This is a genomic window from Rossellomorea sp. ABR4_012, assembly GCF_056159545.1.
Window position 1 is genome coordinate 19949 of sequence record NZ_JBSWVK010000009.1, and the last position, 21232, is coordinate 41180.

The window sequence follows — 21232 nt, forward strand, 5'->3', positions numbered from 1 at the left end:
TTTTATGCTTAAAAAGCCACTTATTATTTTGTTAAGTGCACTGACCCTTGCAGCATGCAGTTCAGATAAAGAAGAAGCAGGGAAAAAACCTGTGAAGGAAGAAAATGCTTCGCCAGTGGCTAATGAAAATGTCGAGAATGTGATGAAGTTTCAGTCACCTCTTACTGGTGAAGAAATGAAAGAAGAAGCGACCGCTCGTTCGGTCGCAGTCATGGTGAATAATCACCCGAAAGCAAGACCTCAATCTGGTCTTTCCAAAGCGGATATTGTATATGAAGTGCTGGCAGAAGGAGATGTGACAAGGTTCCTTGCCATCTATCAAAGCAGGCAGCCTGAAAAAATCGGTCCGGTCCGGAGTGCGAGAGATTACTATATCGACCTCGCAAAAGGCTACGACAGCCTTTATATCGCCCACGGTTACAGTCCCGACGCAAAAGAGAAACTTGACAGCGGGGAAATCGATCACCTGAATGGCATCAGGTACGATGGGACGCTATTCAAGCGGGCGGATTTCCGGAAGGCTCCTCATAATTCATATATTTCTTATGAAAATATCCAAAAAGGGGCAAAAGAGAATGATTTCTATACGGATACTCCCCCGCAATCGTTAAGCTTTTTATCAAAAGAAGAATCAATGACTGGAGAAAAAGCAAATTCAATCATGATTTCTTACTTTAATAACCCGCTGTTTGATGTCGTCTATGAATACAATCAGGACGAAGGCAAATATGAACGTTACTCGAACGGAGAACAGACGAAAGATTACGAAACCGAAGATCCCGTGCTGCTTGAGAACATCCTGATTGCCGAAACGCCTCATAGAATCATTGACAGTGCCGGCAGACGTGATATCGACTTACAATCAGGCGGCAGCGCTTATCTTATACAGGATGGAAAACTCCGAGAAGTTCAATGGCAGAACGTAGATGGAAGGATTCTTCCGTATGAAAACGGCAAGCAGATCCCGCTGGGAAAAGGGGCTACCTGGATCAACATCATACCAAGCTCTCCCGGGTTATCAGGATCTGTCTCGTATCAAGAATAGAGAAGGAAAAGGAGACTATTTATGCAAATAAACAAACTAAGAGGGAAAGAACTGGATCAGCTATTTAACGCCATTCTTTCTCTGCAGGATATGGAAGAATGTTATCGTTTCTTTGACGATTTGTGTACGATCAATGAAATTCAGTCCCTTGCCCAAAGACTTGAAGTGGCCCGCATGCTTCAGGAAGGCAAGACGTATCATAAGATCGAGACCGAAACGGGAGCAAGTACCGCAACGATCTCCCGTGTTAAACGCTGCTTGAACTACGGCAACGATGCGTACCAGCTTGTTCTTGACCGTGTACATGATAAAGAGGAAAAATAATAGGTGAACCGTTATCTTTAGGGATAGCGGTTTTTATTTTGATTTGGGATTGAGGCTGAAGGGATAGCGGTGGATATTTGATTCGATTGAGGCTGCGGGGAAAGCGGTTTTTATTTTGATTTGATTGAAATTGATGGTGGAATGTGCGGTTTGTGCATTAGATTTAAAAGTTTTTGATGGTTTTGGTGAGAAAAGGGAGCTCTGGAGGTGGATTCGGGGTACGATTTTACCAATTTTAGTGGCTGTAGGAACAAGCAATGATGCTGGTAAGGAGATTTATGATCCTGTTTCAGGATTTATGATCCATTTTCAGGATTTATGATCCAATCCGTGAATATATGATCCAATTTCAGGATTTATGATCCAATCCGTGAATATATGATCCAATTTCAGGATTTATGATCCAATCCGTGAATATATGATCCAATTTCAGGATTTATGATCCAATCCGTGAATATATGATCCATTTTCAGGATTTATGATCCAATCCGTGAATATATGATCCTAAATCACGATTTATGATCCCAATTTGAAATTTATGATCCTAATCCAGATTTTATGATCTTATAAGAATCATTCTAAAGAAGCGGCCCAGCAAACCCTCATCCCCAGCGCCTGCTAATAAACGTCCACCAAACCCGCCTAATTTCAATTTTTAACAAAAGACGAGGTAATGCGACTCCCTTCTGCACATGATATAATACGTTAGATGGATGTATGAATGGAGGAACGATCAATGTATGATGTCCAAAAGTGGAGCCATGTGTTCAAGCTGGATCCCAATAAACACATAGATGATGAAGAGCTCGAAGCTGTATGTGAATCAGGAACGGATGCAATCATTGTAGGGGGAACGGACGGTGTAACCCTCGAAAAGGTCCTTGATTTAATGGCGCGGGTAAGACGCTATACAGTTCCTTGTATTCTGGAGGTTTCAAATTTGGAGTCGATTACTCCAGGATTTGATTTGTATTTTATTCCGATGGTGCTGAACAGCTCCAATACTGACTGGGTCACGGGTCTTCACCATCAGGCGGTAAAGGAATATGGGGAAATCATGAATTGGGATGAAATCCTTGTTGAAGGGTATTGTATATTGAACAAAGATTGTAAAGCGGCGAAGGTGACGGAAGCGAATACGGATCTGACGAGCGAGGATGTCGCTGCGTACGCCATGATGGCGGAGAAAATGTTTAACCTCCCGATTTTTTATTTGGAGTACAGTGGTACATATGGGGATGTTGAAACAGTGAAGGAAGTCAAAGATTCACTTGAGAATACGACTCTATTCTATGGCGGCGGCATCAAAACACCTGAGCAGGCGAAGGAAATGGCCGATGTATCAGACGTAATCGTCGTTGGAAATGTTGTATATGAAGATTTGAAAGAAGCGTTAAAAACGGTCAAAGCCGTCAAAGGATAAGATTACTGCTGGAGGTTCCATCCTCCTTGAGATATAATAAAAGACAACAAATATAGAACGTATGTTCGTTATGGTGGTGAGTGTTATGCAATTTTTGACTGATCGGTTATTGAATGGAATGAATCCGCAGCAGGCAGAGGCTGTGAAGGCAACAGAGGGTCCTTTATTGATCATGGCAGGTGCAGGATCCGGTAAGACGAGAGTGCTGACGCACCGGATTGCGTATCTTATGGTGGAAAAAGGAGTGAATCCTTATAACATCCTGGCGATTACCTTTACGAATAAAGCGGCACGGGAGATGAAGGATCGTATCAATAACATCCTGGGGGGCGCATCCGAGAACATCTGGATTTCGACGTTCCACAGTATGTGTGTGCGTATATTGCGCCGGGATATCGACCGCATCGGGTTGAACCGTAATTTTACGATTTTGGATTCGACGGATCAGCAGTCCGTGATCAAATCCATTTTGAAAGATAAAAACATCGACCCGAAGAAATTCGATGCACGTTCCATCCTCGGGTCGATCAGTTCCGCGAAAAATGAACTGATCACTCCCGAAGAGTTCTCCAAGACAGCGGGAGGCTATTATGACCAGGTGGTATCGGATGTTTATACAGAATACCAAAAGCGTCTTCGAAAGAATCAGGCACTCGATTTCGATGACCTGATCATGACGACCATCCAGCTGTTTCAAAGGGTACCTGAAGTTCTGGAGTTCTATCAGCGCAAATTCCAATACATCCACGTGGATGAGTATCAGGATACGAACAGAGCCCAGTATATGCTCGTTAAATTACTCGCATCACGCTTTCAAAACCTTTGCGTGGTAGGGGACTCCGATCAATCCATTTATCGCTGGCGCGGTGCTGACATTGCCAATATCCTTTCATTTGAAAAGGATTACCCGCGTGCCAATGTCATTCTGCTTGAGCAGAATTACCGTTCGACGAAGCGTATTTTACAAGCAGCAAACGAAGTGATCCAGAAGAACTCAAACCGGAAGCCGAAAAACCTGTGGACAGAGAATCTCGAAGGGGAAAAGATTTCTTATTACAGAGCGGATTCCGAGCAAACGGAAGCTCAGTTTGTAACAGGGAAGATCAAGGAGATGGTGGAAAGCGGGAAACGCAAATACTCTGACTTCGCCATCCTGTATCGAACGAATGCGCAGTCCCGTGTAATGGAGGAAGTTCTGCTTAAATCGAATATCGAATACTCCATCGTGGGCGGCATCAAGTTCTACGACAGAAAAGAGATCAAGGATATCCTTGCTTATCTGCGTTTGATTGCCAATCCGGATGATGATATCAGCCTGCAGCGTGTGATCAATGTACCGAAACGAGGGGTCGGTGCGACCTCGATCGATAAAATCGCCCGTTATTCACAGGATCATGACATTTCCATGTTCTCTGCACTTGAGGAAGCTGATTTTATCGGACTGAGCCCGAAAATCACAAAAGCAGTGATTGAATTCAAAGAGATGATCAAAGGCTATACAGGTATGCAGGAGTATCTATCGGTCACCGAACTTGTAGAAGAGATCCTTGAAAAATCCGGCTATACGGATATGTTAAAAGCGGAAAAATCCATCGAGTCGCAGAGTAGACTGGAAAACTTGGATGAGTTCCTGTCTGTTACAAAAAGCTTTGAACAATCAAACGATGATAAGAGTCTTGTTGCCTTCTTGACGGACCTGGCGCTGGTTGCCGATATCGATAAGCTTGATGAAGATGATCAGCCGAAGGAATCGGTCATATTAATGACTCTTCATGCTGCAAAAGGACTTGAATTCCCTGTCGTATTCCTGATGGGGATGGAGGAAGGTGTATTCCCTCACAGCCGTTCTCTGATGGAAGAAGACGAAATGGAAGAAGAACGCCGCCTTGCATATGTCGGCATCACGCGTGCAGAAGAAGAGCTTTATATGACAAATGCTCAAATGAGGACGCTGTTCGGTCAGACAAAAATGAACCCTGTATCAAGGTTCATCAGTGAAATCCCTGCAGACCTGCTGGATGATGTCATGGCCGAAAGCAAAAGCAAAAGTCCATTCTCTTCGTACGGCAGATCAACCGGAAGTGGTCCTTCCCGTCCAGCTCCAAGGAAACCTGTCACCCGTCCTGTCGTCCAAAAGACAACCGGCGGCGAATCAGTATCTTGGCAAGTCGGCGACAAGGCCGCCCATAAAAAATGGGGCACCGGTACCGTCGTCAGTGTGAAAGGCTCAGGAGACAGCGTCGAACTCGACATCGCCTTCCCAAGCCCGACAGGAATCAAACGCCTGTTGGCAAAATTTGCGCCGATAGAAAAAGCCTGATTAGTAATTTAGATGCGATAAAAGTTAGGTTGATCTTAGGTTGATTCCAGCTGTTGATTGGAGTGCAAGACGAAGACTCCTGCGGGAAAAGCGAAGCTGGGGAGACCCCGCAGGCGCAAAGCGCCTAGGAGGCTCCCCGCTCGCCCGCGGAAAGCGTAGTCTTCCACGGAAATCAACAGCGGTGTATAGGGACAATACAAAACTGACAGGAGTAGTGGGAAAACACACTCCAACCAGTTAAACAAACGTTTGATTAACAACAATAGACATTGTTAAATCAACGGTCACATATTTAAACACTTGTTTAATAAGCGTGAAGATTAGCAAGAAAGGGTTGTTAGAATGGATCAACAATCGGCTGAAAAACGTGTACAGGAACTACATGAATTATTGAATCAATATAATTATGAGTATCATGTCCTTGATAAACCTTCAGTGCCGGATTCAGAATATGATCAGTTATTGAGAGAGCTGATCGATCTAGAGGATCAGTACCCTGAATTACAAACAGCGGACTCGCCTTCTCAAAGAGTCGGGGGGACAATACTCGATGCATTTGAAAAGGTGGAGCACCGCAGTCAAATGCTGAGTTTGGGGAACGCTTTTAATGAACAGGATCTCCGGGATTTTGACCGTCGTGTCCGTCAGGCAGTCGGGGATGATTTTTCCTATGTCTGTGAGCTTAAGATTGATGGCCTGGCTGTTTCCCTGCGTTATGAAAAGGGAGTATTCGTTCAAGGTGCCACACGCGGGGATGGTTCGATAGGGGAGGATATTACATCCAATCTGAAGACGATCCGTTCGATCCCATTAAAGATCAAGGAACCTCTTTCGTTTGAAGTCCGCGGGGAAGCTTTCATGCCGAAGCGTTCATTTGAAGCTTTGAATAAAGTGAAAGAGGAAAAAGGAGAAGAACCGTTCGCGAATCCGCGTAACGCTGCTGCAGGTTCATTGCGTCAGCTGGATCCTAAGATAGCCGCTTCACGAAATCTTGATATCTTCCTTTATGCCCTGGCTGACATCGGTGATACAGGTATAGACTCTCACAGTGAAGGTCTCGATCAATTAGATAAGCTTGGATTCAAGACGAACCCTGAACGCAAGCGCTGTGCTGATATAGAAGAAGTAATGGAATATGTGGAAAGCTGGACGGAAAGACGTCCGGATCTTTCGTATGATATCGATGGGATCGTCATTAAAGTTGATTCGTTTGAGCAGCAGAAAGAACTTGGGACAACGGCTAAGAGTCCGCGTTGGGCCATAGCATTCAAGTTTCCTGCAGAAGAAGTAATCACGATACTGAAAGAAATCGAACTGAGTGTAGGACGTACCGGAGTGGTTACACCAACCGCTATTCTTGAGCCTGTAAGGGTTGCCGGAACAACGGTTCAGCGTGCTTCCCTGCACAACGAAGATCTCATCAGGGAAAAAGATATCAAAATCGGAGATCATGTCGTGATTAAAAAAGCAGGGGACATCATCCCTGAAGTGGTAAATGTACTGGAAGAAAAAAGAACAGGCGATGAACAGGAATTCAATATGCCCACTCATTGTCCTGAATGTGAAAGTGAGCTTGTGAGGCTTGAAGGGGAAGTGGCGCTACGCTGTATCAACCCTAAATGCCCTGCCCAGATTCGTGAAGGTCTTATTCACTTTGTTTCCAGAAATGCGATGAACATAGATGGGCTTGGTGAAAAGGTCATCAGTCAGCTTTTCAGGGAACAATTGATTGTGGATGTGGCAGATCTATACAAATTGGAGCGTGACCAGCTGCTTCAGCTCGAGCGAATGGGTGAGAAGTCGGTGGATAACCTTCTCCAGGCGATCGAGGCTTCAAAAAAGAATTCACTCGAGAAACTACTATTCGGTTTGGGAATCCGTCATGTAGGGGCTAAAGCAGCCAAGACCCTTGCCCAGGAATTTGGGAGTATGGATCAACTGATGAAGGTTTCAAAAGAAGAACTGACGAACATCAATGAAATCGGAGAGAAAATGGCCGATGCGATCGTGGCTTATTTTGAAAATGATGAAGTCAAAGAGCTGGTCCAGGAGCTTAAAGATGTTGGAGTCAACTTGGAATATAAAGGTCCTAAACCTGTGGCGGCAAGTGAATCGGATTCTTACTTTGCAGGGAAGACCATTGTGTTAACGGGGAAAATCGAACAATTGGGACGTAACGAAGCGAAAGAGAAGATTGAAATGCTCGGCGGTAAAGTGACAGGGAGCGTAAGCAAGAAAACGGATCTTGTCATAGCCGGAGAAGACGCAGGCTCGAAGCTTGCAAAAGCAAACGAGCTCGAGATAGAGGTTTGGGATGAGGATAAGCTGATGGAAGAACTTAACCGATAAGAGGTGTAGAACGTAATGAAAAAAAGGTTATCGGCAGCATTAGCCGCCTTGTTGATGTTGGGAGGCTGTGCGCCGACGTTTGAAAAGCAGGATCAAGTCGTTCAGGAAAATCAGGATAGTGAATCGAAGAAGGCGATCATTCCTAACTTTCAAATTTCAAACGATTATTATAAGACCATGCTTCCTTATGATACAAGTAAAACACGCGGAATCGTCGTGAATGATCTTGGCTCAAGATACGATATTAATGAGATAGAGAATGGTTTGCTGCGTGTTGCCCAAAAGCGTTTTTCAACCAATGATTATTTTTTCAAAGAAGGGCAATTCTTAAGCAAAAAGACGATCGACAGCTGGCTGCAGCGGAAATTCACAAGTGAACAACTCGCCGAGAAAAAGCTGAAGGAAAGCGAAAATCTTGGCTTGAATCCAGTGCAGACAAAAGGGAACAATGCCCCGATCTATTTAGCTCATATTGTTGAACATAATTACTTGATAAAGAAAGAAGATGACAACAAAGTCCAGCTTGGAGGCGTGGTCATCGCCCTTTCTCTGAATTCCGTCGATTATGAAACCAATCTCTCGAATGGAACGAGAACGGTAAAAAATATCAGCAATCAAGTACTGAAGGAACAGGGAGCCAAGATGGCTGAAGAGGTTCTGAAAAGATTACGTCAGAGAGAAGATCTTCAAAACGTACCGATCATGATTGCTCTATACAAGCAAGCTCCAAAGCAACAGGTAGTCCCCGGGCAGTTTTTTGCGTATACAACAGTGGAAGCCGGGTCAGATATGATACAAAATTGGGAAGGGATCAATGAAGAATACTACATCTTCCCATCCCCGGAATCAGCGGAAAATCACCCGAATGATAATAAGATATTCCAGGACCTGAAGAAGGAAATTGAAGGTTATTTCCCTGTGTTCACAGGTGTAACTGGCGAAGCACTTTATCAAAATCAAAAGCTTACCGACATGAAAATGGAAGTGGCACTGACATTTAACGGAAAGACAGAAACAATTGGTTTTGCCAGACATCTATCCAATTTGATCGGAAAGAATACCCCTGAAAGCTGGAACGTGGAATTGCTCATTAATTCTTCTTACGGACCCGAGGCATTGGTCGTGAAGAAAAAAGGAAGTAAAGAAACATACTTGCACATTTATGAATAATAGCGTTTTATACAACCATGAACCGATCTTGCTAATTTGCAGATCGGTTTTTTTATGAAACCCGCCATTCTTTCGCTCGTATAATAACAAAGGAGGTAATTAACATGGATGGAATTTATTCTGCCGGGTTACTCATTGCACTGGCTTTGTTTGTCATAACGCTTGTCATGATTCCTGTTCAATATCGTTACATTAAAGAGATGGAAGAGGAAAAGAAAAAGAAAAAACGTGAATCCGGTGAAGTTTTTGAAAACATGCCGTTCGGAGAAGCATTCCTTCACCAAAATGCCCAAATCAATCCTCTATTTTTACCCGCAAACTTAATCGCCTATATAATTTACAGAATGAAACATAAAGAAAAATAATGGAGGGGTTATCCCTCCATTTTATTTTGGTTATAATCTAAGATTGCTTAAATTTATTTCATGCATATTTTAAGTCTTTTGGTACAACCTAAAAGAGCTAACGTTAGCTAATTTTTCTGAAAACAACACAGATTTGTCAAACAAATCAATTTAATTTTATAAATTTTTATGAATGAATATAGCTATTTAAGCGCTTTCATAAAAATATATGCAAAATTAGTGAATAAAAATGCATATAGGTCTATATATTCAGAAAATTGCGTATGGATTTTTTTGAAATGTATGTTAGCATTAATAACGTTGTGAACTTGTTACGGAAACATCGCTTCGCAGAAGAAACTTTTTCAAACAATATTGAGTGAATAAGTTTACAACCTGTATGCATAGGGTAAAGAACTGCTGGACTGCATTTTCAAAAGGTCTTTAAGCATGTATCAAAAGTCGGATTAAGCACCTGACAAACATCTATACAAATTAATTGAAAGGGGAATGCTGACAACACAATGGATATAGCTACTTTAGTCACGTTTATCGTATATTTAGTTGGTATGCTTGCAATTGGTATTATTTCGTACAGATTAACAAGTAACTTATCGGATTACGTTCTTGGAGGACGTAGTTTAGGACCGGGGGTAGCAGCTCTAAGTGCTGGTGCATCCGATATGAGTTCATGGTTATTGCTTGGACTTCCTGGTCTGGCTTATGCAATTGGATTAGGTTCCATTTGGTTAAGTATTGGGTTAGTAATTGGTGCTTATTTAAACTGGAGATTCGTTGCTTCAAGACTACGTGCTTACACGGAAGTTGCGAATGATTCAATCACGGTTCCTGACTATTTTGAAAATCGTTTTAAAGATGGATCACGTCTGCTTCGTGTCATTTCAGCAGTGATCATCCTTGTATTCTTTACCTTCTATACATCTTCTGGTCTTGTAGGCGGAGCGTTACTATTCCAAGAAACGTTTGGTATGACTTATAATACAGCACTTTGGATTGGTGCGATTGTAATCATCTCCTATACGTTCCTGGGAGGATTCTTAGCGGTAAGTTGGACTGACTTTGTTCAAGGGATCCTAATGTTCCTCGCTCTAATCGTGACACCTATCGTAGCGATTACAGAGCTTGGAGGATGGAATGCTACAGTTGATGCTGTACGTACAGTAGACCCTGCGAATCTGGATACTATGAACACTATGACAGGCATCGGTGTTATTTCATTATTAGCTTGGGGTCTGGGTTACTTTGGCCAGCCTCACATCATTACACGTTTTATGGCATTGCGTTCAACAAAGGATGTACCAAAGGCACGCTGGATCGGTATGAGCTGGATGACAATTGCCATGATCGGGGCAGTCATTACCGGGTTCACTGGTATTGCATACTTTGCTGATGCTCCATTGATTGCCGGAGATGTGGATAATTCAGAAAAAGTATTTATTTTCTTTACAGATGTTCTCTTTAACCCTTGGGTTTCAGGTATTCTGTTAGCTGCCATTCTTTCTGCTATCATGAGTACAATTGACTCTCAATTACTTGTATCTTCAAGTGCGTTAGCAGAGGATTTCTATAAAGCGATCATCCGTAAAAATGCATCTGACAAAGAGCTTGTATGGGTAGGTCGTATCGGGGTACTATTAATTGCGTTTGTCGCAATCCTTCTAGCCCTTCAAGGTAACCCTGCAAATGGAGGCGGAACGAAGATCCTTGATCTAGTAAGTTATGCATGGGGTGGATTTGGTGCAGCATTCGGACCGATCATCCTATTATCTCTATACTGGAAAGGCATGACACGCAATGGTGCGCTTGCTGGTATGATCACTGGTGCTGTGACAGTCGTTGTATGGAAACAGCTGACAGTAGCAGAAGTGATTCCATTCAGTCTTTACGAAATCGTTCCAGGATTCGTACTTGCGGTGCTGGCAATCGTCATCTTCAGTAAGGTTGGACCTCAACCAAGCGAAGAAGTTAAAGCTGAATTTGATGAAGCTGTAGCAAAAGATATCGTAAAATAAACAAGTACATGGGTCTGTCATCATCACTCTAAAAAGTGATGGTGGCAGGCCTTTTTTGTGTTTGTAACAGGTCTTTTAGCAACCGCGAAATTTGTCGAAGAAAAAATAATAAAAAAAGGTTCCAACTTTAAACACACTGTTATATAATACAAACATGTTAATTAAACTGTATTATAACAAAGTTTATTATCACGTTTCACTCAACTCATCATGACGACTTCTCAGGAATTCTTCTCATTACAAAAACCTTCTATGAACACGGAAACAACCTGTTTCCATACACCAACGCATACTTAAGTTTTAACAAACCACTAAATTTATTAAGGGAGAGATATTCAATGACAAAAAACAGTGTAAATGAACGTGCGAGAGCTTTACAGGAAAGCTGGGAACTGGACGAAAGATGGCGCGGGGTCACTAGACCTTATTCCGCAGAAGATGTTATTCGATTAAGGGGCTCCATTGATATCGAACACACTTTAGCTAGACGCGGTTCTGAGAAGCTGTGGAATATATTGCACGAAGAAAACTATATCAATGCACTGGGAGCTTTGACTGGTAATCAGGCTGTCCAGCAGGTCAGAGCAGGACTCAAGGCTATATACTTAAGCGGATGGCAGGTAGCTGCTGACGCCAACCTGTCAGGCCAAATGTATCCCGATCAAAGCTTGTATCCTGCAAACTCAGTACCTTCTGTCGTTAAGCGCATCAACCAGGCTCTTCAGCGTGCGGACCAGGTCCACTATGTAGAAGGTGACGAATCCATTGATTGGTTTGTTCCGATTGTCGCGGATGCAGAAGCAGGATTCGGTGGTCAGCTGAACGTGTTCGAATTGATGAAAGGGATGATTGAATCAGGGGCATCAGCGGTTCACTTCGAAGATCAGCTTTCCTCGGAGAAAAAATGTGGCCACTTAGGCGGGAAAGTACTGCTTCCTACTCAAACCTCTGTGAAGAATTTGATTTCAGCACGTCTTGCAGCCGATGTCATGGGTGTTCCGACGTTGATCGTTGCACGTACAGATGCGAACGCAGCGGACTTGATCACAAGTGATGTCGATTCATATGATGCTCCATTCATCACCGGGGAGCGCACACCTGAAGGCTTCTTCCGTACAAATGCCGGTCTTGACCAAGCAATTGCAAGAGGTCTTGCTTATGCGCCGTACGCCGACCTTGTATGGTGTGAAACATCTGAACCGAGCCTTGAGGAAGCCCGTCAATTTGCAGAAGCCATCCATAAAGAACACCCTGGGAAACTGCTGGCATATAACTGTTCTCCATCCTTCAACTGGAAGAAGAAGCTGGATGATGAAACAATCGCTAAGTTCCAAATCGAGCTGGGCAAAATGGGTTATAAATTCCAATTTGTTACGCTTGCTGGCTTCCATGCACTTAATCACAGTATGTTTGAGCTTGCGAGAGGTTATAAAGACCGTGGAATGGCCGCGTACTCTGAGCTGCAGCAAGCAGAATTTGCAAGTGAAGTGCACGGTTACTCTGCAACAAGACATCAGCGTGAAGTAGGAACAGGTTACTTTGATGAAGTATCCATGGTCATTTCAGGCGGTACTTCATCGACAACCGCACTGAAAGGATCTACTGAAGCGGAACAATTTTAATCACATAAAAAATGAAGGCCCGTCCCTCGGCGCTTTAAAGCGCTGAGGAACGGGCTTTTTCTTTGGGAAGAAAAATTGTTAATTAATTTTTAATAAATATACTATTGATTTTATGTTTATGCAGTCATATAATAAGACCTAATTTAAATCTATTGTGTGTGGTGAATGATTGATGAATGTTGGAATCGTTGGGTCTACTGGTTATGGTGGTGTGGAACTGCACCGCCTTCTGTCGAATCATCCTTTTATCGACAATTGTATTTTGTATTCATCGACATTGAATGGAAATTCATATGTTGAGCAATATCCCCATCTGACTGGATTATCAAATGAATCGGTCCACGGCATTCAGCTCGATGAAATGAAACAGCTCGATGCCGTGTTCCTGGCGGTTCCGGCAGGGATTTCCAAAAAGATGACTCCAAAGCTTCTGGGAGGGAAGGCGAAGATTATTGATCTTTCCGGTGATTTGCGATTGCAAGATCCAAATGATTATAAAGACTGGTATAAGGGAGAGGCGGCAGCCACTTCCGTCTTAAGCGAAGCGGTCTACGGGCTGACAGAATGTAATCAGGGCGCGATTAAAGAAGCTGACCTCATTGCTAACCCGGGCTGCTTCCCTACAGCGACCCTGTTGGCGCTTGCGCCTTTGGTCCAGCAAAAGCTTGTACATGCGGATTCACTGATCATCGATGCCAAGACAGGTCTTTCAGGGGCAGGACGGAAGCCATCGCTATCCAGTCATTTTTCAGAAACACAGGAAAACTTAAGGATCTACAAGGTTCATGAGCATCAGCATACCCCGGAAATCGAACAGCAGCTGAAGCGCTGGAACCCTGATTCAGCAGCGGTCACCTTTACGACGCATCTTATTCCGATGACCCGCGGCATCATGGCAACCATCTATGGTGAGCTTCTGTCCGAACAAACGACAGAGGAGCTTCACGAGCTTTATCAGAATTATTACAGCGGCCGTCCGTTTGTGCGGATCCGGCCGATCGGTCAATATCCAAGTACAAAAGAAGTGTTCGGCACCAATTTCTGCGATATTGCTATAAAAGTAGATTCCAGGACAGGCAGAGTCACGATCGTTTCCGTCATCGACAATCTGATCAAAGGCGCAGCAGGCCAGGCCGTTCAAAATATGAATCTCATGTTCGGCCACGAAGAAACGGCCGGGCTTCAATATTATCCAATTTATCCATAGCCTATTTTAAAGGAGGAGAGAGAAATGAGTGTCATGGAGAAAAAAGCAGTGCTAGAGGTTGAAGGGGGGAGCGTATTATCCCCTGAAGGCTTCAAAGCAGGAGGCATCCATATCGGTCTTCGCTACGAAAAGAAGGATTTTGGCGTGATTTACAGTGAGACACCTGCTCAGAGTGCAGCGGTTTACACAAAGAGTCATTTTCAGGCAGCTCCTCTTAAAGTGACGCAGGAAAGCATTGCCGCTGACGGCATCCTCCAGGCAGTAGTGTGCAACAGTGCGATTGCCAATGCCTGTACCGGCGATCAGGGATTGAAAGATGCATATAAAACACGGGAACTGATTGCAAAGCGCTTCAGGCTGCCTGAGGAATATGTTGCCGTTGCCTCGACAGGAGTAATCGGCGAATGCCTCCCGATGGAAAAAATGGAGCGCGGATGCAGCGAAATTGCGGTCCACAGGGATTACAACGGTGCAAAATCTTTTCAACAGGCGATCTTGACAACAGACACAGTTGAAAAGGCCAGCTGTGTCGAGGTAGTGATCGATGGGAAGACCGTCACGATAGGTGGTGCTGCCAAGGGATCGGGAATGATTCACCCGAATATGGGTACGATGCTCGGCTTTATAACGACTGATGCCAATATCTCCTCCCCGGTCTTACAAAGCGCCTTGAAGACAGCGGTCAATACTTCTTTCAATCAGATTACAGTGGACGGAGAAACGTCAACGAATGACATGGTCATTGTGATGGCAAACGGAGCGGCTGAGAACAAGCCGTTAAATGAAAATCATCCAGATTGGGTGCAATTTCAGGAGGGGCTCACTCTTTTATGCGTAGACCTGGCAAAACAAATCGCCCGTGACGGGGAGGGTGCCACAAAGCTTATAGAGGTTAAGGTGAAAGGCGCCAATTCAACAGAAGATGCAAACATCATCGCTAAGAAAATAGTCGGATCGAATCTCGTCAAGACAGCGATTTATGGAGCGGACCCTAACTGGGGAAGGATTGTAGGTGCTATGGGTCACAGCGAAGTTACCCTGCAGCCTGAAACATGTGACATTTACATTGGCGGGGAACTTGTTTTCTGTAATGGAACACCACAGCTTTTCAATGAAAAGAGTGTAAGTGAATATATGAAAAACGAAGAACATGTGGTCATCGAAGTTCTTTTACAAGATGGTACGGGAGAAGGAAAAGCTTGGGGGTGCGATTTAACATATGACTATGTCAAAATCAATGCCAGCTACCGAACGTGAGATGCTCGTCATCAAGCTGGGGGGAAGCATCCTTTACAGACTTTCCCCGCAATTTTTTGAAAGTCTGGCCGAAATGATGAAGGAGTACCACGTTGTGATCGTTCATGGCGGCGGACCAGAGATTACCAATATGCTTGAAAAGCTGAATATAGAAACGACCTTTATTAACGGACAGCGCAAGACGACGGAACCTGTTTTAGAGGTTGCAGAAATGGTTTTAAAAGGGAAGGTGAACAGCTACCTCACCAACCAATTGAATCATCATGGATTGAAAGCGGTCGGGCTGTGCGGATATGACGCCAATTTATTAAAAGCCTCTCTGATAGATGAAGAGTCACTTGGGTTGGTCGGTGATATTGTAGAGGTACAGAACGACTTTATTGCCGGCATGACCTCAGCCGGGTATCTTCCTGTCATTGCGCCTCTTGCCCTTACAAAAGAAGGTACAAAAGTGAATGTAAATGCTGACCTCGCTGCTGCTTCGATCGCGAAGGCAGCAGGAGCAGGGAAGCTTCTCTACGTAACGGATGTACCCGGCGTCCTTCAGGATGACGGGCTGATTCAGGAAGCGACAGCGGAGGAAATAAATCAATTGATCGATACCGGAGTGATCTCGGGAGGAATGATTCCGAAGGTCAATTCCGCACTTACCGTGTTATCGCCCACCATGAAAGAAGTGATGATTGTCGGAGGACAGCAGGCGATTTTTCAAAACGGAAACATTCTGGGTACAAAAATTACCGATAAAGGAGCGGTTGCAGCCTCATGAGCCATTTATTCCCTACGTATAATCGATTGGATATTGAACTGGTTTCGGGTGAAGGGACCAAAGTGAAAGATTCCAGCGGAAAGACATACCTGGACTTCATTGCCGGTATTGCCGTCTGTAATCTCGGGCACTCCCCTTCAGCAGTCAAAATGGCCGTGGAAGAGCAGCTGGATAGTATATGGCATGTGTCCAATCTCTTTCAACTACCGCTGCAGGAGGAAGCCGCTAAACTTTTGACCGGGGCCAGCGGATTGGATGCCGTCTTCTTTTGCAACAGCGGGGCGGAAGCGAACGAAGCCGCTATCAAACTGGCAAAAAAGTATACTGGAAAAACAAAGATTCTTACCTTCAAACAATCCTTCCACGGGCGCACGTTCGCGACGATGAGCGCGACAGGACAGGAGAAGATCCACAGCGGATTCGGTCCGCTGCTCCCGGCATTTGAATACTTGCCGTATAACGATGTGGAGGCTATCGGGGAAATAGAAGCTGACGACATTGCAGGAATCATGGTGGAAGTGATTCAAGGAGAAGGCGGAGTAAATCCCGGGACAGATGCCTTTTTGAAAGAAGTGGAGAAAAAGTGCAGGGAACTGGATGCCCTCTTGATCATCGATGAAGTGCAAACAGGGATCGGCCGTACTGGAGCCCCTTTTGCTTTTCAGCACCACGGTTTACAACCTGATATTGTCACAGCCGCCAAAGGACTCGGAAGCGGATTCCCGGTCGGCGCGATGATTGGCAGGAAAGAGCTCGTTTCGACTTTCTCACCGGGCACCCACGGCTCCACGTTCGGCGGAAATCCCCTGGCAATGGCTGCGGTAAAAGCAACTCTCGAAACGATAATGGATGAATCGTTTTTAAGTGAAGTGAAAGGTAAATCCAATTCATTCATCCAGTCCCTTAAAGATAAGCTGGAGCCATTATCGCATGTGAAAGAAGTGAGGGGAGAAGGCTTCATGATCGGGATTCAAGTAGAGGGTGAAGCGAAAGAGTCCATTGAACGGCTGAGGGGAAACGGACTGCTGACACTGCCTGCGGGTCCTGATGTCATCCGTTTGCTGCCTCCTTTGACGGTTACGGAAATCGAGCTTCAGGAAGCACTGGCAATACTGGAACAATCGCTTAAGCCGCAAGCGGCAGAGACTGCCCGATAAATTTTTTTGTTTGTGACTGTATAAAAATACTAATAGTATAATAAAAATTCATTTTGAGGAGGGATTAGTCATGACCGGCTACTTAAGTTTAGAAAACGGGAGAGTTTTCAAAGGAGAACTGTATTCCGTCAGCAAAAGCCCCGTTGTAGGAGAAATTGTCTTTTTTACAGGAATGACGGGTTATCAGGAGGTTCTCACTGATCCTTCCTATAAAGATCAAATCGTTGTATTCACCTATCCGCTGATCGGCCAGTACGGAGTCAATGAGGGTGATTCGGAAAGTGCAGAGCCGCAAGTGAAAGGTGTGATCATGCTGCATTGTCCAGACGTTTATTCTCATTATCAGGCGACGTCCTCCCTAACAGAGTATCTTCACAAGTGGGAGATTCCTTATATGACCGGGGTGGATACCCGGCAGGTGGTTAAAACGATCAGAGAGCTTGGGAGTCAAAATGCATGTATAAGCGTAACAGCGGAGATCCCTGCATCCAAAAAGCTGAAAGGTCAGATTGAACAAGTGGCCTCTGCAGAATTGAATCATTATGGAAGCGGGAACGTACATGTGGCACTTCTTGATTTCGGTGTAAAAAAATCAATCGTCACGAGTCTCGTGAACATGGACTGCTCGGTAACCGTCGTCCCTTATGACCGAATCGAATTGCTTCATACTCTGAAGCCCGATGCTCTCGTCATTTCGAATGGTCCCGGCGACCCGAAAGAAATGGCAGACGTACTGCCGCAGCTGAAAGAACATATTCTTTCATTGCCGACACTCGGGATATGTCTGGGTCATCAATTGATTGCCCTTGCTTTAGGGGGCAATACACGGAAGCTCCTATTCGGGCACCGGGGAGCGAATCATCCAGTCATCGACCAGGGAACGGGCCAGGTGTTCTTAACCTCCCAAAATCATAACTATGTGGTGGAGGATGAAAATTTACAGAATACACAGCTCAATCCGCGTTTTTTCAATGTAAATGACGGTTCTGTAGAAGGGCTGCAGCATAAGACGAAACCGATTCTTTCCGTGCAATTCCATCCTGAAGCACGACCGGGTCCTGAAGATGCATCATACATCTTTGAAGAATTCTATCAATCCATTAAACAACCAGGGAGAGAGAAGATTTATGCCTAAAGATTCAAGTATACAGAAGATCCTTGTCATTGGATCAGGTCCGATCATCATAGGGCAGGCAGCAGAATTTGATTATTCCGGAACCCAGGGCTGTCTTGCCCTGAAAGAGGAAGGGTATGAAGTTGTCCTTGTAAACCATAACCCGGCGACCATCATGACCGACACTGAAAATGCAGACAAGGTCTACTGTGAACCCCTTACTGTCAAAACGGTAACATCCATCATTGAAAAGGAGAGTCCCGATGGGCTGGTCGCGAATCTCGGCGGCCAGACGGCTCTCAATCTTGCAGTGGAGCTTCATGAAAAAGGGGTGCTGGAGAAATACGGCGTGAAGCTGCTCGGCACCTCGGTGGAGTCGATCCAGAAAGGGGAAGATCGTGAGAAGTTCCGTACCCTTATGAACGAACTCGGTCATCCTGTCGCTGAAAGTGAAATAGTCGAAGACGTTGAAGCAGCACTAGTCTTCGCGGAAAAAATTTCGCTTCCGATCATTGTCCGCCCTGCCTATACATTAGGAGGCAGAGGAGGGGGGATTGCATCCACGAAAGAAGAGTACATCAAGTATGTCCAAACCGGACTGAAAGCAAGTCCGATCAATCAGATCCTTGTGGAAAAGAGCATTGCCGGCTTCAAGGAAATCGAGTATGAAGTGATGAGGGATTCGAAAGGAAATTGTATATCGGTGTGCAACATGGAAAACTTCGATCCCGTCGGTGTCCACACGGGTGATTCCATTGTCGTTGCCCCATCCCAGACGCTCAGGGATCAGGAGTTTCATATGCTCCGTACAGCGGCATTTGACATCATCAATGCGCTTGAAGTAGTGGGGGGCTGCAATATACAGTTTGCTTTAGACCCTGATAGCAATCAATATTACGTCATTGAAGTCAATCCTCGGGTCAGCCGTTCATCGGCGCTCGCATCGAAGGCGACCGGCTACCCGATTGCGAAAATCGCCGTCAAGCTTGCCGTCGGTTTTACATTGAATGAAATCATCAATCCGCTGACGAGAACGACCTATGCAAGCTTTGAACCGGCCCTTGATTATGTCGTCGTCAAGTTTCCGCGCTGGCCGTTCGATAAGTTCCCGGAAGGAAACCGCCGCCTAGGGACCAAAATGAAAGCGACCGGAGAAGTCATGGCCATCGAACGTACGATGGAAGCGGCTTTTCAAAAAGCGGTTCAATCCCTTGATATTGGCGCAGGAGGCCTTTCCCTTAAAGAAGAGCTGTCTTCTTTTACAGACGATGACTTGCTTGAGGCAATCGAAACGCCGACAGACATCCGATTCTTTCAGCTTGTAGAGCTTTTGAGAAGAGGACATGGAATGGAAGTACTGCATTCTAGAACGGAAATCGATTTTCTGTTTCTGTCTCTATTGAAAAATCTGTTGGCAATCGAGGAAAAACTAAAAAAAGGTCCCTTAAATGAAGAACTGCTGCAGCAGGCGAAGAAATACAGATTTGAAGATGGTGAAATTGCGAGGCTGTCAGGCATTGAGGAATATGAAGTCACCGCATTGAGGAAGGCTCTTGGAATCAAACCGAGCTTTAAAATGGTCGATACATGCGCCGGCGAGTTCGAAGCCATCACCAACTATGCTTACTCCACCTACTATGGAGAAAATGAAATCCAGCCGCTCGAGGGCGGGAAGAAGGCGCTCATCATCGGCTCGGGCCCGATCAGGATCGGCCAGGGAGTAGAGTTTGACTACAGCGCCGTTAAAGCAAATCAACGTTTGCAAAAGCACGGCTTCAAAACGATTATCGTCAATAATAACCCTGAAACAGTCAGCACTGACTATGAAACGGCAGACCGCCTGTATTTCGAGCCGGTGACATTGGAGAGCGTCCTGGCAATCATTGACCATGAGGAAATCGATACCGTCCTGGTGCAATTCGGAGGGCAGACGGCATTGAATCTTGCGCCTCTTTTGGAAGAGAGAGGGGTTCATCTTCTTGGCATCACCTCTGACACCATTGATGCTGTCGAAGACCGTGATCGATTCTATCAATTGCTTGATGGGTTATCGGTTCCCCGGGTTAAAGGGGATATCTGTCATAGTAAAGCTGAAGCGCTGAAGGTAGCGAAGGAGTTGCATTTTCCGATTCTATGCCGTCCGTCTTATGTCATCGGAGGTAAAGGAATGGTGAAAGTGGAAACACTGGCAGAACTTCAGAAGTGGCTTCAAGGAGCAGATGATGAATATTTCCCTATTCTCGTAGATGAATTCAAAATGGGCGGGGAAGCTGAAATCGACCTGGTCGCAGATGGGGAAAACGCCTATATTCCAGGAATAATGGAGCATATCGAACGAGCAGGTGTGCATTCAGGTGACAGCATGGCTATTTTCCCTGCTCAATCACTGTCTAATAAAGTTAAGAAAGCCATTGAAGAATATGCCGGAAAAGTGGTCTCTGCCCTGAATTATACAGGCATCATGAATATCCAGTTCCTTCTGCAGGGAGATGAGGTATTCATTTTAGAAGTCAATCCGCGGGCAAGCCGCACGGTGCCGATCATCAGTAAGGTCATCGGCTTCTCGTTAATTGATATGGCGACAGACCTTTTATGTGATAAGAATCTGAAAATAGATTCTTTCATGGCACCGTCTGTTGATGAATTGAAAAATGTGGCTGTCAAATATCCGGTTTTTTCTTCCCACGCACTTCCTGAGCTAGATCAGATCTTAGGGGCGAATATGAAATCGACCGGAGAAGGGATGTGCCTGGGGCGAACGGTGGAAGAGGCTTTGTTTAAGGTATTTGAACCTATACATGATCACGTGCAGAGCGGAGGCACTATTTTCATAGATGGAGACATAGGCAGTCTTCAAGCCTATCAAACTTCAGGAGTAGCTGGATTTGATGAATGGGTGGATTCTCCCGGGGCTGCAGTCTATTTCAACAACCAGAATACCGAAGAAATGAAGAAGAAACGCATTCAAGCATTGGAAGCGGGAGTCACAGTCATCACGGAAAAAGAGACTCTGCTCGCTTTTATCAATAGTATGGAGGCAGCCGATGTCGATCCGATTCCATTGGCGAAACCTAAAATGATGCAAGGAGTGAAATGAA

15 protein-coding genes and 1 pseudogene are annotated in these 21232 nt (G+C 45.0%); all 16 read left to right on the forward strand.

The features are described from left to right. The first annotated feature begins 4 nt into the window (after positions 1-4). The 16 genes and pseudogenes from ACXAFV_RS22145 to ACXAFV_RS22220 all read left to right on the forward strand — a co-directional run bounded on the left by ACXAFV_RS22145 (position 5) and on the right by ACXAFV_RS22220 (position 21231). Complete coding sequence (locus tag ACXAFV_RS22145; protein WP_475129697.1) at positions 5-1045, forward strand: DUF3048 domain-containing protein; 1041 nt, start codon at positions 5-7, stop codon at positions 1043-1045. Positions 1046-1066: 21 nt separating this feature from the next. Beyond that, positions 1067-1369, forward strand: coding sequence for a YerC/YecD family TrpR-related protein (locus ACXAFV_RS22150; RefSeq protein WP_446245096.1), 303 nt, complete (start codon positions 1067-1069; stop codon positions 1367-1369). Between the two features lie 736 nt (positions 1370-2105). Next, complete coding sequence (gene pcrB / locus ACXAFV_RS22155; protein WP_475129699.1) at positions 2106-2792, forward strand: heptaprenylglyceryl phosphate synthase; 687 nt, start codon at positions 2106-2108, stop codon at positions 2790-2792. 85 nt (positions 2793-2877) lie between these two features. Continuing rightward, the gene (gene pcrA, locus ACXAFV_RS22160; RefSeq protein WP_475129702.1) at positions 2878-5112 is read left to right on the forward strand and encodes a DNA helicase PcrA; all 2235 of its coding nucleotides are present in this window, start codon (positions 2878-2880) and stop codon (positions 5110-5112) included. A 53-nt stretch (positions 5113-5165) separates the two neighbouring features. Further along, positions 5166-5353: pseudogene (locus tag ACXAFV_RS22165) on the forward strand (hypothetical protein). A 101-nt stretch (positions 5354-5454) separates the two neighbouring features. Beyond that, positions 5455-7461: an NAD-dependent DNA ligase LigA gene (gene ligA, locus ACXAFV_RS22170; RefSeq protein ID WP_475129704.1), complete on the forward strand. Its 2007-nt coding sequence runs from the start codon at positions 5455-5457 to the stop codon at positions 7459-7461. A gap of 15 nt (positions 7462-7476) precedes the next feature. Beyond that, the gene (locus ACXAFV_RS22175) at positions 7477-8631 is read left to right on the forward strand and encodes a CamS family sex pheromone protein (RefSeq protein ID WP_475129705.1); all 1155 of its coding nucleotides are present in this window, start codon (positions 7477-7479) and stop codon (positions 8629-8631) included. 104 nt (positions 8632-8735) lie between these two features. Further along, positions 8736-8996: a DUF3949 domain-containing protein gene (locus tag ACXAFV_RS22180; protein ID WP_475129706.1), complete on the forward strand. Its 261-nt coding sequence runs from the start codon at positions 8736-8738 to the stop codon at positions 8994-8996. Between the two features lie 503 nt (positions 8997-9499). Beyond that, positions 9500-11008, forward strand: coding sequence for a sodium/proline symporter PutP (gene putP / locus ACXAFV_RS22185; RefSeq protein WP_475129708.1), 1509 nt, complete (start codon positions 9500-9502; stop codon positions 11006-11008). Positions 11009-11346: 338 nt separating this feature from the next. Next, the gene (gene aceA / locus ACXAFV_RS22190) at positions 11347-12630 is read left to right on the forward strand and encodes an isocitrate lyase (protein ID WP_475129709.1); all 1284 of its coding nucleotides are present in this window, start codon (positions 11347-11349) and stop codon (positions 12628-12630) included. Between the two features lie 172 nt (positions 12631-12802). After that, positions 12803-13837: an N-acetyl-gamma-glutamyl-phosphate reductase gene (argC, locus tag ACXAFV_RS22195; protein WP_475129710.1), complete on the forward strand. Its 1035-nt coding sequence runs from the start codon at positions 12803-12805 to the stop codon at positions 13835-13837. Between the two features lie 24 nt (positions 13838-13861). Further along, positions 13862-15094 (forward strand): bifunctional ornithine acetyltransferase/N-acetylglutamate synthase, encoded by a 1233-nt coding sequence (gene argJ / locus ACXAFV_RS22200; protein WP_475129711.1) that lies wholly within the window; start codon positions 13862-13864, stop codon positions 15092-15094. Continuing rightward, entirely contained in the window at positions 15057-15863 is an 807-nt protein-coding gene (gene argB, locus ACXAFV_RS22205) for an acetylglutamate kinase (protein WP_475129712.1), read from the forward strand. The genes argJ and argB overlap by 38 nt, the downstream gene beginning before the upstream one ends. Then, entirely contained in the window at positions 15860-17020 is a 1161-nt protein-coding gene (locus tag ACXAFV_RS22210; RefSeq protein WP_475129713.1) for an acetylornithine transaminase, read from the forward strand. Before argB ends, ACXAFV_RS22210 begins: the two co-directional genes overlap by 4 nt. A 70-nt stretch (positions 17021-17090) precedes the next feature. Next, positions 17091-18155: a carbamoyl phosphate synthase small subunit gene (locus ACXAFV_RS22215; RefSeq protein WP_475129715.1), complete on the forward strand. Its 1065-nt coding sequence runs from the start codon at positions 17091-17093 to the stop codon at positions 18153-18155. Beyond that, positions 18148-21231, forward strand: coding sequence for a carbamoyl phosphate synthase large subunit (locus tag ACXAFV_RS22220; RefSeq protein ID WP_475129717.1), 3084 nt, complete (start codon positions 18148-18150; stop codon positions 21229-21231). Before ACXAFV_RS22215 ends, ACXAFV_RS22220 begins: the two co-directional genes overlap by 8 nt. Position 21232: the final 1 nt, after the last annotated feature.

What these genes read in the sequence shown, in the direction of transcription:
- ACXAFV_RS22145 (WP_475129697.1), top strand. Translation starts at nt 5, where the DNA reads ATGCTTAAAAAGCCACTTATTATTTTGTTAAGTGCACTGACCCTTGCA.
- ACXAFV_RS22150 (WP_446245096.1), top strand. Translation starts at nt 1,067, where the DNA reads ATGCAAATAAACAAACTAAGAGGGAAAGAACTGGATCAGCTATTTAAC.
- pcrB (WP_475129699.1), top strand. Translation starts at nt 2,106, where the DNA reads ATGTATGATGTCCAAAAGTGGAGCCATGTGTTCAAGCTGGATCCCAAT.
- pcrA (WP_475129702.1), top strand. Translation starts at nt 2,878, where the DNA reads ATGCAATTTTTGACTGATCGGTTATTGAATGGAATGAATCCGCAGCAG.
- ligA (WP_475129704.1), top strand. Translation starts at nt 5,455, where the DNA reads ATGGATCAACAATCGGCTGAAAAACGTGTACAGGAACTACATGAATTA.
- ACXAFV_RS22175 (WP_475129705.1), top strand. Translation starts at nt 7,477, where the DNA reads ATGAAAAAAAGGTTATCGGCAGCATTAGCCGCCTTGTTGATGTTGGGA.
- ACXAFV_RS22180 (WP_475129706.1), top strand. Translation starts at nt 8,736, where the DNA reads ATGGATGGAATTTATTCTGCCGGGTTACTCATTGCACTGGCTTTGTTT.
- putP (WP_475129708.1), top strand. Translation starts at nt 9,500, where the DNA reads ATGGATATAGCTACTTTAGTCACGTTTATCGTATATTTAGTTGGTATG.
- aceA (WP_475129709.1), top strand. Translation starts at nt 11,347, where the DNA reads ATGACAAAAAACAGTGTAAATGAACGTGCGAGAGCTTTACAGGAAAGC.
- argC (WP_475129710.1), top strand. Translation starts at nt 12,803, where the DNA reads ATGAATGTTGGAATCGTTGGGTCTACTGGTTATGGTGGTGTGGAACTG.
- argJ (WP_475129711.1), top strand. Translation starts at nt 13,862, where the DNA reads ATGAGTGTCATGGAGAAAAAAGCAGTGCTAGAGGTTGAAGGGGGGAGC.
- argB (WP_475129712.1), top strand. Translation starts at nt 15,057, where the DNA reads ATGACTATGTCAAAATCAATGCCAGCTACCGAACGTGAGATGCTCGTC.
- ACXAFV_RS22210 (WP_475129713.1), top strand. Translation starts at nt 15,860, where the DNA reads ATGAGCCATTTATTCCCTACGTATAATCGATTGGATATTGAACTGGTT.
- ACXAFV_RS22215 (WP_475129715.1), top strand. Translation starts at nt 17,091, where the DNA reads ATGACCGGCTACTTAAGTTTAGAAAACGGGAGAGTTTTCAAAGGAGAA.
- ACXAFV_RS22220 (WP_475129717.1), top strand. Translation starts at nt 18,148, where the DNA reads ATGCCTAAAGATTCAAGTATACAGAAGATCCTTGTCATTGGATCAGGT.